Genomic DNA, 14,538 nt, shown 5'->3' with positions numbered 1-14,538 from the left:
GCCGTGGGCGATTCCCTGCATATCGCGATATTCACCGACTTCCACCCGGCCACGCTGGGAGGGGTGCAGACGGCCATGCGGTCGCTCTGCGACGGGCTGCGCGGGCTCGGGCATCGGGTGACCGTATTCTGTTCTCCCGCACCGGGATCCGTGGTTTCCGACGCCGATACCGTGGTGCTCGATTCGGTGCCGTTCAAGATGTCGACCGGCCTGCCGGTGGTGCTGCCCACCCGCACCAATCGGCGCCTGATCGACGCCGCGTTCGCCACGCGCGGACCCGTCGATATCGTACATACGCTCACGACCTACGGCTGCGGGATCGCGGGCATTCGCGCGGCCCGCAGGCATGGCATCCCGGTCGTGCAGACCATGCAGAGCCGTGACGACACCGTTATCGAAAAGTATTCGCCGTCACCGTATTTCGCGGCGCTGACGATGCGGCTGCTGCACGGCTGGTTCGTGCCGCTGCGCAGGCAACCCGCCTATGACGGCGACTCCCGGACCACGCGGCTGGCCTGGCGTCCCATGATCGCTCAGGCTCAGGCCGCCGACCGGGTAACCGTTCCCACCCATCACTTCGCCCGCCGTTTGGCCGCGCGGGGGGTGGATCGGCCAATTCATGTGGTGTCCAACGGAATCGACGATGCACTCCTGGATCGTATTCGCGCCGCGACAACTCCGGTCGTGGGCCCGCACGCGCCACTGCGTGCCCTCTGGTGCGGCCGCCTGTCACCGGAGAAGCGGCCCCTCGAAGCCATCGAGGTAGTCCGGCTGGCCGAGAACTGCACCCTGGACGTCTACGGCAGTGGACCCCTTGCCGACCGCGTCGAATCCGCAGTGACCCGGTCGAATCCGAGCGATCGCATCCGCCTGCACGGCGAGGTCGATCAGGCTCGATGCCTGACCGCCATGCGCGATCACGATCTGCTCCTGCTCACCTCCGACTGCGACACCCAGGGCATGGTCCTGCTCGAAGCCGTGGCCATGGGTCTGCCCATCGTCTACTGCGATCCCGAACTCTCCGAGACCATCCCCGCCGACGGCGGCATCCGCACCCCCACTCCCGCCGTCGATTCCTTCACCGAAGTGCTGAATTCGCTCGCGCGCGACAGGTCCCGTGTTGCCGCCATGCGCGAGGCTCTCGCACCGCACGCCGACGAACCCCGTCAATCAAGACATATCGCCGAAATTCTGGCGGTCTACACCGCGGCCTCGTCCACTTCCGGCGACCTCTCATCCAACCCCGTCTGACCGTATGCTGCCTCACAAAGCACAGCGGGCGGACCGATGTGCTTGTGGATCAAAGGAACTGGGGAGTGTCGATGTCACCGGAATACCGTCGGCCCGACGACCTGTGGAGTCAGGACACCGAGATACTGCCGGTCGTCGGCGACTACGAGCCCGGGTACGCGCCGCGGCCCGGCGGTCGAAACCTGTCTCCGGCGATCCGATACCTGCTCATAGGGTTGGCGGCGCTGCTCGTCATCGCACTCGCCACCGGCGGATTCTTCGCCGCCAGGCAGTTCGGCAGCTCCACCGACACCCCGAACGCGCTACCGACAACCACGCCCGCGGCGGCACCGGTCACCACCACCTCGGCCAAGCCCGCACCGTCCGCGCCGCCGGCCGCCGGGGCATCGCTGGCCGTGGTCCTCGGCTGGATCAACGAGGGCACCCCCACCGGTGCGACGGACTTCCACACCGCGACCACCACCGGCGGCACCAAGAACGACCTCGGTTCGGCCGTCGCCTTCGCGAGCCCCTCGAAGAAGATCCAATGCATGACCCCCAAGGCGGGCAACAGCTTCGGGCAGGGCGGCCTCACCTGCATGGTGGAGTTCGACGACCCGCCCGCGCGCCCCGCCACCCGGCCGAGCGGCCAATGGGTGGGCAGCTGGGTCGACTTCCCCGGCGCCACCCTGGGCATCGGACACCTGGAAGGCGATCCGGGTCAGTTCTCGCTCGGCGACGGCGCGACCCTGGCCTACGGCAGCAAACTCAGCATCGACGACTACGACTGCCGAATGGATCAGACCGGGCTCTTCTGCGCGAACAGATCCACCGGCTCCGCCGTCCAGCTCAGCTCGGCGGGCGCGGTCGCGTTCGGCTGCCTCGGCAAGACCACCGCACGGGAGTACGGAATCGAATACTCCTGCACCACCACCAGCACAACCACCACCCCCACCTCGACTTCCAAGAGCAAATCCGCGCCCGCCCCCGGCGACAAATGCGATACACCCGGCGAGAAGGCCAAGAGCGCCGGCGGCGTCAAACTCACCTGCGCTACCGCCGGGGATTCGGGCCTGCGCTGGCTGGTGCGCTGATACCCCGAACCCGACACACACGGCGCGAGAGGGGGTTACACCGATCTGTCGGCACCCGGCGCTAACCTCCCGACATGGTCAAACCGGAATCCGCTCTACGACGCCTGATGCGCGACACAGGAAAACTGCTGCAGCCCTATGGATTCCAAGGCGACGAACCGACCTGGGTACGCGTCCAGGACGCCGGCGTGGCAACGGTCGGCCGCACCCGAACCTTCCGCACCTTCACCGCCGGCCAGCAAGTCCTCCGCTTCGGCCTGACCATGACCGCCACCCCCACCGCATGGTGGGACTTCTGCAATTGGCGCAACACCCGACTAGGGCTCCCACCGATCCTCCCCGAAGACGCCACCGGCCCCGGCCTGATCCCGGACGGCCTGCCCGACTCCTTGACCGAATTGTGGTCCATGCGAATGCCCGTGGAGCAGCAGGGCCATATCGACCCGGACGATCTCGACACCATCCGCGCCGAACTCCCCCGCCGCGTACACGCCTACGCCCGCCGCGCCATCCGGCTGCTCGAACCGGACCACTATCTGGACGAGCTGCTCGCCCAACCAGATCCACACCCGGGCAGCTGGGAGGCGATCGTGGTCCTACTCGCCGATCGCGGCCCCTGCCCGCAACTCGACCATGCCATCGAACAATTACTGCGATGCGCCTCCGACCAGGACGCATCGGCAACCGACCAGCACGCCATCGCCTACGCCCACTCTCGCGCGGCCCTGGTCTGAGCACTCGAAATCCGCATCTACCGCCGATCCGGACCAACCGGACCCGAATCATGTGCAAGGCTGGGGGCGGTGCCTCGGAACCTTCCCGCACACAAGGGCGTTGACGGGTTGCGGAGTGGGACTCCGAGGAATTCGGTGGCCGACCGGTCGCCGTCCGAATCGTTAGGAGAAGTCGGTATGGGTGTCAGTCTCACCAAGGGTGGCAATGTTTCGCTGACCAAGCAGGCTCCGAACCTGACGGCAGTGGCCGTTGGGCTGGGTTGGGACCTGCGGACCACGACCGGGACCGATTTCGACCTCGATGCCAGCGCTATCGGCCTCGGGGCGGAGAAGAAGGTCGTGTCCAATGGGCACTTCGTGTTCTTCAACAACCTGAAGTCGCCCGAGGGCACCATCGAGCACACCGGTGACAACAAGACCGGCGAGGGCGAGGGCGATGACGAGGTCATCAATGTCGACCTGGCGAACACCCCGGCCACCATCGACAGCATCGTCTTCCCGGTCTCGATCTACGAAGCCGATTCGCGCGGACAGAGTTTCGGCCAGGTCCGCAATGCGTACATTCGCGTCGTCGATCGCGCCAACGGCACCGAGCTGGCCCGCTACGACCTGTCCGAGGACGCCTCCACCGAGACCGCCATGGTCTTCGGCGAGCTGTACCGCAATGGGGCGGAGTGGAAGTTCCGCGCGACCGGGCAGGGCTACGCCTCCGGGCTGGCCGGTATCGCCCAGGATTTCGGCGTCACCATCTGAGTCGGTCAGACCATGGCGGGCGCGGGAGCGTCCGCCAGTACCGCCGCGGCCAGTCGCCTATGCGACTCGAGCCGGGCGGTGCGGTCGAAAGTGCTGGTGTGGACCAGGATTTCGTCCGCGCCGATAGCCCCACTCCTCGGCCAATCGGCCGAATTCGACAGTCTCGCGCAGCGCCTCCGAATGCGGCAGCCCGTCCCGGGTTCGGGACCGGTCGAGGATCGAGAAGCGCGTCGCCCGCACCGCCACCCGCTCAGCTCCCCGACGCGGAAACCGGAACCTGGCCGCACGCCAGTGGCCCACCCTGGCATGGACCGACCTGCATCCCGACATCGACAAGATCAAAGCCAAGCTCGCCGCCGAACACTGAGCGGGCCTATTTGTTCGGGTTCGAGCCGCCAGGCACCGACACAACCGGAACTTCGATCAGATGAATATGTCGTCGAAAGGCCCGGATACCGGCCGACGGTGTCCCTCCTCGCCGAACCATTCCCATCGAAACAGCCGTGTTTGCAGCGGTTTCGGGATGCGGCGCAGCGTACGTGCGATCGTGGCGAAGCGGCTGCGGCCGTCGAGCACTGTCCGGTGCTCGGCCAACGCGCGCAGACGCAGCTCCGCGAAGGCCCCGACATCGATGCGGTGAGTTATGTCGCCGCGAGCGGTATAACCCTCACGGACGGCGCTCGCCTCATAGCCGAGCCATCGCGCGGGGATGGTCAACTGTCGCAGCGGCTCTCGCGGTAGCGTCGCATCCAGCACTCGCGCAACACCGGCCAGGTCCGCGGCCTTGGCACCTACCTCATGTACCCGGACATGATCGCGGTGACCGTATCCGCCGTTGCGGTCATAGCTGAGCAGGATTTCCGGACGCTCTTCACTCAGAATCGATGCCAGCCTTTCGGCGGCCTCCCCGATACCGGCGCGCGCGAATCGGGTTCGTCCCGGTGGATCCGGATAAAGGATCGGCCCGTGTCCGCTGTCGGCATAACCGAGGTGTTCGACCCTAGCGACACCGAGAACACCAGCGCTGGAACGCAATTCGCGCAAACGAGGTGCGACCGCGCCGTCGAACGGCTCCATACGACCGTCACAGGCGACCACAATCACCGCCCGGTGACCGGCGTGAGCCAGTTTCCCCAGAGTGCTGCCGGTCAGGATGATCTCGTCGTCCGGGTGCGCGTGAAAGGCCACAACTGTTGCCATTGTCCCAGTATGACCGCAGTGAACTCACGGTCATCGGCAGTAGCGTGCGTTCGGGCGGCCCCAGATGCCAACGGCTCGTCGAGCTTTCGAGGCGCCGCGCCAGCAGCTCGAAACAACGCGGGTCGCGGCATAACAGTGCGTTCGCAGCGAAATTTCTCAGAACGGCTGTATACATTTCGCATGCGTGAGGCGAGTCGCAAACCATCGACGGTGACCATCGACCGGTCAGCGGGAACACAGGACGTTCACGACCCCCAGTAGATCTCCCAAACTCCATCGTCCATCTCGTGGATGCCTTCGAAGAAGATGTGATGCACGTCGACGCCGCCGAACCACTGCGACTGCTGGCGAGTGCTCCTTTCCGTCTCGGCGATGGCCGTGGCAAGGTCACGCACTGTGAACCACTTACCGTTGGGCGCTTCGTGTTCAACCGGATCACCGAACCCACGCAAGTTCAGCATGGGCAATTCCAGGACAACGCGGTCGAATTCGTCAACGGTCAAGTTACGAAGGTCCCCATTTTCGAACACATTCAGCGTGAACGAGAGTGCCCTGATCGCCGCGGTTGCTGTCGCGCGCTGATTGGACAGGTTCGCCGCGACATTCTCGGTCGGTTCCGTCAGCTCGATCGCCAACGTACCGGACAACCCATTGAAAAACTTCAGTGCCATATGAGGATGGTGGCATGGAGCACCGACACTTCGGGGTTGGTCGATGCGGGCTGCTCCGGTGTCGTCGATCGAGCACTGCGGGACGGTGTTGGGGTGGGCCAGGATCGGGAACACGTCATCGGCGTCGGGTTCGATGTGCTGGACGATGGTGCCCCCGTCCACGTCGTACCAGGTGTGGACCGGGCGTCCGAGGGCGTCGTAGCCTGTGCTCCCACCCCAGCGTTCATGTCGCGCAAGCTGGCACCACCGGCCGAGTAGGTATAGATGGACACAGGCCCAGATCGCCACAGCCCGTTGATTTTCGGACTGGACGTCCAGTGCCGCAGTCGCTCTCGTCCTCAGTCGCCGAACGCTGGCCGTTTCCTGTCGGACGGGCTTGGCTCAGAACTTGCCGGTGTGGTGTTCGATTCGGTGCCCGAGTCGCGCGGCGAATTCGGCGATGAAGTCCTCGGTGAGGGGCGGCCAACACCAGAAGTCGAAGGCAAGGGCGCCCAGAGCGAAGTCGTCTGACCATTGCCAGGTGGTGATGGGGCTCGGCGTGGTGCAGGACGGGCAGATCGCCGCGCCGGTACCTGTTTGTTCCCAGGCGTCGATCGCGTCCGAGAACGGTTGCCACACAGCGGGATCGGCTTCCCATTGTTGCGGATAGTCGATGATCACGGTGGTGGCCTGGCAGCGTGGGCACACCGAGGAGGCCGGTTCGATGCCGCCCTGTCCAGGGTGGTGTGCGTGGCGTCCGACAATGACTGCGACGGGGCCGGGGATCCAATCAGCGCCCCATTCTTGGGTAATCTGCGGCCAGTCGGGGCCCGGCACATAGCCCGCTTCGGCGTGCAGGCTGTACATCGCGTCGCGCGAAGTCTCCCGAAGCAGCCATCGCCGCGACACCATCCAATCCACCATGCTCTCGGCGAGGGTGCTCGCCTCGGCCGAGGTCACATCGAGGTCGACGATTCGTTCGAAATAGTCACCCACACCCGCATACTGCCATCAGGCCGACGTCACGTTGCCGGGGGCCGAGATGACCTGGGACCGTTCATCTTCGAACGTGGCTCGCGGCCGACTCGAACAGCGCGCCACGCGGCAATGTAGGGCGTCTGCCGCAAATCGCATGGACGGGCTGAACCAGATCATGCCCGGGTGGGTCGATCCGGATTCGGGTGAACGGCACACCGCCACTTACGAATACCGACTTCGCGGGCACACCGGATACATCTATCGGTTCCTCGATGGACCGCTGACCGTCGACCCAGAGGTCAGTGGCCGGATCGACGTCCATATCAGTGCCGAACCTGTGACGGCGCTGCTGCTCAACTACGGCCGAATCGGGCCGTGGCGGCCCACGGTCACCGGGCAGGTGCTGGCGTGGGGCCGCAAACCGTGGCTCGCGACCACCTTCTACCGGCGATTCCTACCGGCCCGACGCTCCGGCTCGCGAACAGGCCACCGGATTCAGGAAGATTCGCCCCACAATCGTGGTTCTGCATAAGGGGAGATGGGTCTCGGAATGACGGAATTTCCCTCTCGGGCATGACAATCCGCGCCCCACGGGTGAAGATGGTCGGTGGCCCAGGCCACATAATCGGCAATATTCTCAGATAGTCCAAGCGCTTCGGGTTCGCGGCGCGGACAGGAGCACCCCGTGGCAACGTCGCCGCAGACCCCGGAATCCGTCACGTCCGTGATCGTCGAATCGACCCGACCGGCCCGCATCGGCACCCGCATCGCCCACCCGGTATTGCGCACCACACTGCAGCAATTCCTGCGGGCCGGGGCCTGGGTCGCCGACTTCGGGCCCGGCCCAGCCGAATTGATCTTCCGGGCCACCCGGCTCTCGGAGGCTCCCGCCCGCATTCTGGGCGCACCGCGCGGACTGCATCGGCATCCGGTGTTCTTCGCGGAGTGCCAGGCCGAATGGCTGTGGAGCGCACCGGTAGCCGATCCGCGCATCGAACGCGACGCGGCGATCCTGTACTTCCACGGCGGGGCATTCATTGCCGGTGGCCTGCACAGCTACCGCCGCCACACTGCCCGGCTGGGCAGTGAGAGCGAACTCCCGGTCTTCACCGTCGACTACCGTCAGCTGCCCGACGCGCACCCGAACGACAGCCTCGACGATGCGCTGACCGCCTACCTGCACCTCCTCGACCAGGGCTTCGCGCCCGAGAAGATCATCGTGGCAGGCGATTCCGCCGGCGGCGGGCTGGCGCTGCGGCTGGTGCTGACCGCCCGCGATATGGGTCTGCCCCTGCCCGCGGGCATTTCGGTGACCTCACCCTGGGCCGATTTCGACTCCACCGCCCGCAATGCGCACCCCAATGCCAATACCGATGCGGTACTGCCCGCCACCGGTCCGGCCATGGTGGTGCGCCGCGGAATTGCCGTCGATGGCGTGCTGGACCCCAGCTGGTCGGTGGTCAATCACGATTTCACCGGTATGCCGCCCATTCTGCTGCAGGTCGGATCGCGCGAAATGCTGCTCTCCGACGCCCTCGAGGTAGCGCGCCGCTGTGAGGAGGCGCGGGTGTCGATGACCCTGCAGATCCGGGCCGACGCGCCGCACACCCTGCTGCACCTGGGCGCGGGCCTGCTCGCCGACGGGCGGGACGCGGCCAAGGATGCCGCGGGCTTCCATCGTGCGATGATCGAACTGGCGAGCACCAGGCGCAGCGCAGCCTGACCGATCATTCGCTCCGAGAGCGGAGGATTCGGGCAGCCGACCGAATCGACCGTTAGAGAGGCCCGAATGTCCCAGCCCGCCAGCACTTCCCGCCCCGCCGTCCTGATCACCGGCGCGGCGGCCGGTATCGGCCGCGCCATCGCTGCCAGATTCGCGGGTGCGGGCTGGACCGTCGGGCTCTACGATATCGACGCCGAGGCCGTGACGCGGACCGCGCAGGAGATCGGCGGAAACACCGTGACCGGGGCGTTCGATGTCACCGATCCGGCGGGCTGGGAGCAAGCCCTGGCCAACTTCACCACCGCCACCGGCCGTCTCGATCTGCTCGTCAACAATGCCGGCATCCTTTACTCCGGCCCGTTCGGCGATATCTCCCTGGAACGCCAGCACCGCCTGGTCGACGTCAATATCAAGGGCGCACTGAACGGCTGCCACACCGCTCTCCCGTACCTGCGGCGCACTCCCGGCAGTCAGGTCATCAATCTGGCCTCGGCCTCAGCGCTTTACGGTCAGCCCGGTTTGGCCACCTATGGAGCCACCAAAGCCGCGGTCCGCAGCCTCACCGAGGCCCTGGACCTCGAATGGCGGCACTACGGCATCCCGGTCCGCGACCTGCTCCCGCTCTTCGTGGCCACCGATATGATGACCGAGGTGGCCAAGGGCTCGAAATCCGCGACCACACTCGGGGTCCGCCTCACCGCCGACGATGTGGCAAACGCGGTGTGGCACACCGCGACTCACCGCCGGGCCATTCGCGGCTCACACGTCCTGGTGGGCCTGCAAACCAAGATCACCGCGGCCGCCACCCAACTCTCCCCCTCCTGGCTCAACCGCATGGTCGTCGGCTGGATCAGCAAGACCGACACGCTCTAACCACCCGGTGGCGACTCAGATCGTCTCCCCGCGAACACGGTTCGACACGATATCCAGCAAGCTTGGCACGCCGCCGACACGCCGCAGTACACGCAGCACGGGCACCGCGAAGATCCCAGCCAAGCGGGTGTACGGCCAGATCGCGATGAGCAGCATGACAATCAGCCCCCGGGCCTGATAGATCACCGGAGCATGTTGCATCACTGCGGGATCGGGATGCAGGGTCACCAATGACCGGCTCCAGGTGAAGAGCGTCTCCGCGGTCCGGTAGCGATCATCGGTCGAGTACGGATCGAAGGTGACCAGGACCGCCGAGAGCAGCGCGGCGATCAGTACCGGCAGCGTCATACGGTCGATGGGCGTGATCCGGGGGCGGGCCTCGGCGGTGATCAGCGGCGGGATCAGGATCAAGCCCGCGCCGATCACCGCCAGCGGTACGACAATGCACTGCAGGACTGTGAGCACCACATCGACGAGGCCGCCGGTGCGCGAATGCGGGCCGGTCACAGTCACTTCGGTAACCCGCACCGCGAACAGAAGCGGCACCCCGGTACGGAATGCCAGGCTCCCGAACCATTGCGCCCGATCGATCTTCGGGCCGTACAGATAACTCAGGAACCGATCCCGCCGATAACGCCAGAGATGTCCCACGACGCAGGAGGCGAGCGCCACGGCGGGCAGGAAGACCCACAATACGTACACCATGGCCGACTTCCTCGTCTTATCGGTCCCGCTGTTGCGCACCACTGTTGCACACGCATCGACCCGGGAAAAGAGGCGAACGCCGCGAATCGACGGCTATCCGACGACGAATTCGCCGGAGGTGCCGGTGAATCCGGCGATTCGCCCGGTCGCATCCTTGCTGTCGCCGTAGTACTGGACCCGATACCTGCCGGCTCGGGCCTCGGCGGGGACGGTCCAGCGAATCTGGATGAGGGAGGCGGACGGGTTGTCCTCCGGTCGCTGCCAGTGCAGTTCAGTGCACCAGTCATTGTCGTCGTACACCCGCGCCCAGCCGTCACCGGTCGAGCGCTGCACCTCGAAGTAGGTGCCACCCAGGCGGAAGTTGTTGTTCGGGTGCGCACCGACGAATTCGACCGAGATCGTGTCTCCCGCAGCACTATTCACGGGAGGCTGGGTCACCACATCACCGAAGGCGCGACCGGCGATCGGGACGTCGGCGGGAACCGCTGCCAGCAGACTCGGCTGCAAGCCACCATTCCAGTCCAACGGCGCGGGGCCGCGGCCCAGATCCGTACGGGCGGCCACCGCGCGAGCCAGGCGGTCGAATTCCTGCATATAGGCCGAGAGAGTCCAACGGCCGTACAGGGTTTCGCCGCCCTCGTACTGCTGCGAGACATACTCCTCGGGCGTGGTGACATACCCGCAGTAGCCATTGGCATAGCCCTGCATGAGGACGTTCTCCACCGGCACCCCGAGCGCGCGAGCCACCACACGACGCACCCGCAGGCCCGACACAATGGTGAATTCCGCTGGGCCCGAGGCCAATACGAGATCACCGATGCGCATGATCTGGATCGCGACCACCTGCGGCACCCACGGCCGGGGCGGCAGAATACCCAGCGGCACGATCGCCAGCTTGGGCGCCTGCGCATCGCGCATCCACTGCTCGATCGGCGCGTCGATGCCGCCCAGGGCCGCCACCATCGGATTGGTGTCACCCTCGTGCAGGAGGGGGATCTGGGTATTGAAATTGTCTTCCGAACTGGTGGCCACGGCCGCCGCGCCCATCATGGCGGGCGCGGTGCGGGCGGGCTTACCGTCCGGAGTGTACGAACCGTCGATGAGAGTGTCGGCCATATTCACATAGCGGATGACCGAATCGACACCACCCTTGGACATGGCCTTTGCGGCGCCGAAAGCCGTTCGCCCGGCTTGGTATTGACGTTCGCCGATCATGGCGCAATTGGCCCGATTGTCCTCGGTCGGCCCGGCGGGATGCCACGGCCGCGTCCACAGGTTCGGGGTCATATCGCCCGGATTGGTCTGCGGGAACGCCGCGATGAAACCCGGTTGCCCGTCGAGATACCGCGCGCCCATCTCATCGTGCTCCCAGCGGTAGCTGGCGTAGCCCTTGTTGTCGACGGAGATGAGCGTGTTGTGATCGGTCAGCGAGGTGCCGTGCGTGGCGAACCAGGTGATGGCCCCGACATCCTTGCCGCCCTGGCGAAGTCGCAGCACCGTGACCGCCGGATCGATGGCGTCCGGGAACTCCGCCTTGTCCTCGGCGGGATTGAGATCGAAGGCCACCCGCGAGCGATTGGCGCTGGCATCGTGCAGTTCCCCGTGCCCGATCATGATGGTGCCCGGTGCGAGCCGCTCGTGCGCGTGCGTGATCGCCGCGACGATACCGCTCACCTCGGCATCGCAGGAGTTCTGCTGAAAGCCCTGTGCCGCAAGCGAGTACGCGTATTCACGCGCGGTGCCACCGCAGGAATTGTGATTGTGCGTGGCATTGAGATTCACATTGCGCTCGGTGTAGAGGTCACCGAAACGCTTGGCCAGCTCCACCATCACCGCCAGGTGCACGGACTGGAACAGGCACGCGTTATCGGTGTTCACGAAGACCACGCGATCACCGCTGACCTGGTCGACAATGATGTACGCGCGCGCCCAGCAGCGCATGAGCAGGCCGGTGGTGACCTGATCCAGTTCGGAGTAGCCCATCATGCCCTGCCCGGCGGGCGCGCCGGTCATATCGGCCATACCGCAGCCGACGAGGTAGTCCGCACCGCTATCCGGTTGGGCGGCAGCGGTTTTCGCGCCGAGCAGTCCACTCGCACCGATGGCGGCGGCGGAAGCGGCCGCGCCGGTCAGCGCGGATCGGCGGGACATCCTCATCGAATTACTCCTCCATATGCTCATCAGGGTGCGGCCCATCGGGCCGCGTACGCGCGTAGTGCGATCTTCGCTTCGGTCAGCAGGCCCGGATCCCCGTCGGGGTCGGTGCGGAACGCCTCCTGCATGACCGCATCGCCCATGAGGTGCGCGGTCCGGCAGGCGATATCCAGCTCCGGGACGTCGGCGGCGACGCCCTGGGCGATCATGATCTCGCGGAGCGTAACCGCCATTCGGCGTTTGTGCTCGCGGTCGGCCGCGCGCGCCGCCTCGGTGAGATGGCGACCGAACCACAGCGCGCGGAAACCGGGCTCACCGCGGTACAGGTGCGCGAAGGCATCGATCAGCACATCGGTGGGATCGGGCCAGCGTTCGACGCGAGCGAGTTCCAGCAGTGCGGCCGTGCGGGATTCGATCATCGCCAGATAGGACCCGGCGAGCGCCTCGATCACCGCATCGCGGTCCGGCAGGTACTGATAGAGCGAGCCGACCGAAATACGCGCCTCGGCAGCCACTCTGATCATGGTCAGCGCCTCGACGCCCTCGGTACCCATGAGCCGATCCGCCACCTCCAGCACCCGGGCCAGCCGCTCCCGGCTGCGCGCCTGACGCGGCACGCGACGCAGCAGTGCGTCGGGCAGCTGAAGAGGGGCGGGCATACTCGGCTCCGAAGTCAATGTGAATCTTATTCAGGTTTGGGTAGGGTAGCCGGAATGAGCAGTACCGCGCCAGCCGAATGCGCCCGTGTCGCACAGGCTTCCCGGCGGCTGGCCGAGGAGGGACTCCTCATCGGCACCGCCGGAAATGTGAGTCTGCGGTTCGGGGACCTCGTCGCGGTCACGCCGACGGGCGCGGTGCTGGGTGAGATGAGCGCCGACGATGTCACCGTGGTCGATCTCGCCGGGGAGATCGTCGCCGGCCGATACGCGCCTACCTCCGAGCTCGGGTTACACCTGGATGTGTACCACGCGTATCCGGCGCGGGCGATCGTGCACACGCACGCGCCGAAATCGACCGCACTCGGATGCGTGCTCGACGAGCTGCCGGTGCTGCACTATCAGCAACTGCTGCTCGGTGGCGCTACGCCAGTGGTGCCGTTCCATCCGTTCGGTACGCCGGAGCTCGCCCAGGCGGTGCGAGAAGCCTTGCGGGGCAAGCAATCCGCGCTGCTGGCCAATCACGGCGCGGTGGCGCTGGGGGCGAGCATGGAACAGGCGGTCGAGAACGCGCTGCTGCTGGAGTGGGCATGTGCGCTGTACATCGATGCGAATGCGATCGGGAAACCGCGACCGCTCTCGAACGAACAGCAGGCCGCCGTCATCGAGGTGGCTCTGCGCACCGGCTACGGCACTCGCAAGCCGCTGGACGGATCTCTCGAAAAGGACAGGCAATGAAGGTCATCACGCTGGGCGCGCATGTGCTGGATATTCTGGTGCGGCCCGTCGACGGAATTCCCGAAGGGCAGCAGACCGCACTGGTGCAGGACATTCGCATCACCGCCGCGGGCACTGCCGCCGGAACAGCGCTGACCCTGGCCAAACTCGGCGCGCAGGTCCGCACCGCCGGGGCCGTCGGAGCCGACCCCTCCGGGGATTTCCTGCTCTCCCTGCTGAATTCGGCGGGCATCGACACCGCGCTCGTGGTGCGCAAGCAGGATCAGCCCACCTCCTCCTCGGTGCTGCCCATCCGGCCCAATGGCGAACGCCCGAGCCTGCACCTGCTCGGCGCGAACCCCTTCTACACCCTCGATGATGTGGATTGGGATGCCCTGGCCGCGGCCGACTTCCTGCACCTGGGCGGTCCGGAACTCATCGGCGCGGCCACTGCGGCGCGAATCCTGCGGCACGCCAAGGCAAATGGCGTCACCACCTCCGCCGATCTCATCGCGCCGGGCAGCCTCGGCAATCTCGATGCGATAGCACCGGCCCTCCCCCACATCGACTACTTCCTGCCCAATGACGAGCAGGCCCTCGGATTCACCGGGACCACAGACCTTCCCACCGCCTGCAAAATCCTGCACGAAGCCGGAGCCGGCACTCTCGCCATCACCCAGGGCGCGGCTGGTGCGCTCCTGTCCACCGCCGAGGGCTCGCAGACCATTCCCGCCTTCGCGGTCGATGTCGTGGACACCACGGGTTGCGGTGACGCGTTCTCGGCAGGGTTCCTGCGGGGTATCGCCCTCGGCCGCGACCTGCGGGCGGCGGCGACCCTCGGTAATGCGGCGGCAGCGCTCGTCGCGCAGGGGTTGGGTAGCGACTTCGGCGAATTCGACCTCACCGCCGCCGACGCCTTCGCTGCCGGGAACTCCACCGGCGCTTCGTTGTAGATCTGCCGAGGTGTGGATCCCGGCCAAAAGCATGCCGGGATGACGAGGGGACGCGACGAAGGGATGGACTAGGGGATGCCCCGGGGCGACGATGGAGTGCGGACCGGCCGCGCAAAGA

At 66.2% G+C, this 14,538-nt stretch carries 15 protein-coding genes; 9 read left to right on the top strand and 6 right to left on the bottom strand.

All coding sequences use genetic code 11. The annotated features are described in order from the left end of the window. Positions 1 to 3 precede the first annotated feature (3 nt). The 4 genes from GFY24_RS09850 to GFY24_RS09835 all read left to right on the top strand — a co-directional run bounded on the left by GFY24_RS09850 (position 4) and on the right by GFY24_RS09835 (position 3,811). The gene (locus GFY24_RS09850; protein WP_309230661.1) at positions 4 to 1,251 is read left to right on the top strand and encodes a glycosyltransferase; all 1,248 of its coding nucleotides are present in this window, start codon (positions 4 to 6) and stop codon (positions 1,249 to 1,251) included. A 71-nt stretch (positions 1,252 to 1,322) separates the two neighbouring features. Beyond that, complete coding sequence (locus GFY24_RS09845; RefSeq protein WP_153804650.1) at positions 1,323 to 2,324, top strand: hypothetical protein; 1,002 nt, start codon at positions 1,323 to 1,325, stop codon at positions 2,322 to 2,324. A gap of 74 nt (positions 2,325 to 2,398) precedes the next feature. Next, positions 2,399 to 3,058, top strand: coding sequence for a hypothetical protein (locus GFY24_RS09840; protein ID WP_153804649.1), 660 nt, complete (start codon positions 2,399 to 2,401; stop codon positions 3,056 to 3,058). A gap of 177 nt (positions 3,059 to 3,235) precedes the next feature. Then, positions 3,236 to 3,811 carry a TerD family protein gene (locus GFY24_RS09835; protein ID WP_153804648.1) on the top strand — a complete coding sequence of 192 codons (576 nt, stop codon included), beginning with the start codon at positions 3,236 to 3,238 and terminating at the stop codon, positions 3,809 to 3,811. 423 nt (positions 3,812 to 4,234) lie between these two features. Here the strand turns inward: GFY24_RS09835 and GFY24_RS09830 are convergent, their stop codons facing one another. The 3 genes from GFY24_RS09830 to GFY24_RS09820 all read right to left on the bottom strand — a co-directional run bounded on the left by GFY24_RS09830 (position 4,235) and on the right by GFY24_RS09820 (position 6,657). Further along, complete coding sequence (locus GFY24_RS09830) at positions 4,235 to 5,011, bottom strand: PIG-L deacetylase family protein (protein ID WP_153804647.1); 777 nt, start codon at positions 5,009 to 5,011, stop codon at positions 4,235 to 4,237. A gap of 245 nt (positions 5,012 to 5,256) precedes the next feature. Next, positions 5,257 to 5,844: a hypothetical protein gene (locus GFY24_RS09825; protein WP_153804646.1), complete on the bottom strand. Its 588-nt coding sequence runs from the start codon at positions 5,842 to 5,844 to the stop codon at positions 5,257 to 5,259. Between the two features lie 219 nt (positions 5,845 to 6,063). Then, complete coding sequence (locus tag GFY24_RS09820; protein WP_228566120.1) at positions 6,064 to 6,657, bottom strand: hypothetical protein; 594 nt, start codon at positions 6,655 to 6,657, stop codon at positions 6,064 to 6,066. Between the two features lie 136 nt (positions 6,658 to 6,793). Between GFY24_RS09820 and GFY24_RS09815 the strand changes: the two genes are divergently transcribed. From GFY24_RS09815 to GFY24_RS09805, 3 genes are all read left to right on the top strand, one after another. After that, positions 6,794 to 7,171 carry a hypothetical protein gene (locus GFY24_RS09815; protein ID WP_153804645.1) on the top strand — a complete coding sequence of 126 codons (378 nt, stop codon included), beginning with the start codon at positions 6,794 to 6,796 and terminating at the stop codon, positions 7,169 to 7,171. 153 nt (positions 7,172 to 7,324) lie between these two features. Continuing rightward, complete coding sequence (locus tag GFY24_RS09810) at positions 7,325 to 8,362, top strand: alpha/beta hydrolase (protein ID WP_153804644.1); 1,038 nt, start codon at positions 7,325 to 7,327, stop codon at positions 8,360 to 8,362. Between the two features lie 66 nt (positions 8,363 to 8,428). Further along, on the top strand, positions 8,429 to 9,235 hold the full coding sequence (locus tag GFY24_RS09805; RefSeq protein WP_153804643.1) for an SDR family oxidoreductase: 807 nt from the start codon (positions 8,429 to 8,431) through the stop codon (positions 9,233 to 9,235). A gap of 15 nt (positions 9,236 to 9,250) precedes the next feature. Here GFY24_RS09805 and GFY24_RS09800 read toward each other — a convergent pair whose 3' ends face one another. From GFY24_RS09800 to GFY24_RS09790, 3 genes are all read right to left on the bottom strand, one after another. Beyond that, positions 9,251 to 9,940, bottom strand: a complete 690-nt coding sequence (locus tag GFY24_RS09800) for a respiratory nitrate reductase subunit gamma (protein WP_153804642.1) — start codon at positions 9,938 to 9,940, stop codon at positions 9,251 to 9,253. A gap of 93 nt (positions 9,941 to 10,033) precedes the next feature. Next, positions 10,034 to 12,097, bottom strand: a complete 2,064-nt coding sequence (locus tag GFY24_RS09795; protein WP_153804641.1) for a neutral/alkaline ceramidase — start codon at positions 12,095 to 12,097, stop codon at positions 10,034 to 10,036. A 23-nt stretch (positions 12,098 to 12,120) separates the two neighbouring features. Continuing rightward, complete coding sequence (locus GFY24_RS09790) at positions 12,121 to 12,753, bottom strand: TetR family transcriptional regulator (protein ID WP_153804640.1); 633 nt, start codon at positions 12,751 to 12,753, stop codon at positions 12,121 to 12,123. A gap of 54 nt (positions 12,754 to 12,807) precedes the next feature. Here GFY24_RS09790 and GFY24_RS09785 point away from each other — a divergent pair, with 54 nt between their 5' ends. After that, positions 12,808 to 13,488, top strand: coding sequence for a class II aldolase/adducin family protein (locus GFY24_RS09785; protein WP_153804639.1), 681 nt, complete (start codon positions 12,808 to 12,810; stop codon positions 13,486 to 13,488). Then, complete coding sequence (locus GFY24_RS09780) at positions 13,485 to 14,420, top strand: carbohydrate kinase family protein (protein ID WP_153804638.1); 936 nt, start codon at positions 13,485 to 13,487, stop codon at positions 14,418 to 14,420. Before GFY24_RS09785 ends, GFY24_RS09780 begins: the two co-directional genes overlap by 4 nt. The last annotated feature ends 118 nt before the right edge of the window (positions 14,421 to 14,538 follow it).

Origin of the sequence: Nocardia sp. SYP-A9097 (genome assembly GCF_009649815.1) — a bacterium.
In the GTDB taxonomy this organism is placed as follows: Bacteria; Actinomycetota; Actinomycetes; order Mycobacteriales; family Mycobacteriaceae; genus Nocardia.
The sequence above is the reverse complement of the archived record's forward strand: the minus strand, read 5'-3'. Positions and strand labels throughout refer to the sequence as shown.

Coding starts and splice junctions, on each gene's coding strand:
- GFY24_RS09795 (WP_153804641.1), bottom strand. CDS start 12,097: ATGAGGATGTCCCGCCGATCCGCGCTGACCGGCGCGGCCGCTTCCGCC.
- GFY24_RS09830 (WP_153804647.1), bottom strand. CDS start 5,011: ATGGCAACAGTTGTGGCCTTTCACGCGCACCCGGACGACGAGATCATC.
- GFY24_RS09800 (WP_153804642.1), bottom strand. CDS start 9,940: ATGGTGTACGTATTGTGGGTCTTCCTGCCCGCCGTGGCGCTCGCCTCC.
- GFY24_RS09780 (WP_153804638.1), top strand. CDS start 13,485: ATGAAGGTCATCACGCTGGGCGCGCATGTGCTGGATATTCTGGTGCGG.
- GFY24_RS09840 (WP_153804649.1), top strand. CDS start 2,399: ATGGTCAAACCGGAATCCGCTCTACGACGCCTGATGCGCGACACAGGA.
- GFY24_RS09815 (WP_153804645.1), top strand. CDS start 6,794: ATGGACGGGCTGAACCAGATCATGCCCGGGTGGGTCGATCCGGATTCG.
- GFY24_RS09845 (WP_153804650.1), top strand. CDS start 1,323: ATGTCACCGGAATACCGTCGGCCCGACGACCTGTGGAGTCAGGACACC.
- GFY24_RS09790 (WP_153804640.1), bottom strand. CDS start 12,753: ATGCCCGCCCCTCTTCAGCTGCCCGACGCACTGCTGCGTCGCGTGCCG.
- GFY24_RS09835 (WP_153804648.1), top strand. CDS start 3,236: ATGGGTGTCAGTCTCACCAAGGGTGGCAATGTTTCGCTGACCAAGCAG.
- GFY24_RS09805 (WP_153804643.1), top strand. CDS start 8,429: ATGTCCCAGCCCGCCAGCACTTCCCGCCCCGCCGTCCTGATCACCGGC.
- GFY24_RS09785 (WP_153804639.1), top strand. CDS start 12,808: ATGAGCAGTACCGCGCCAGCCGAATGCGCCCGTGTCGCACAGGCTTCC.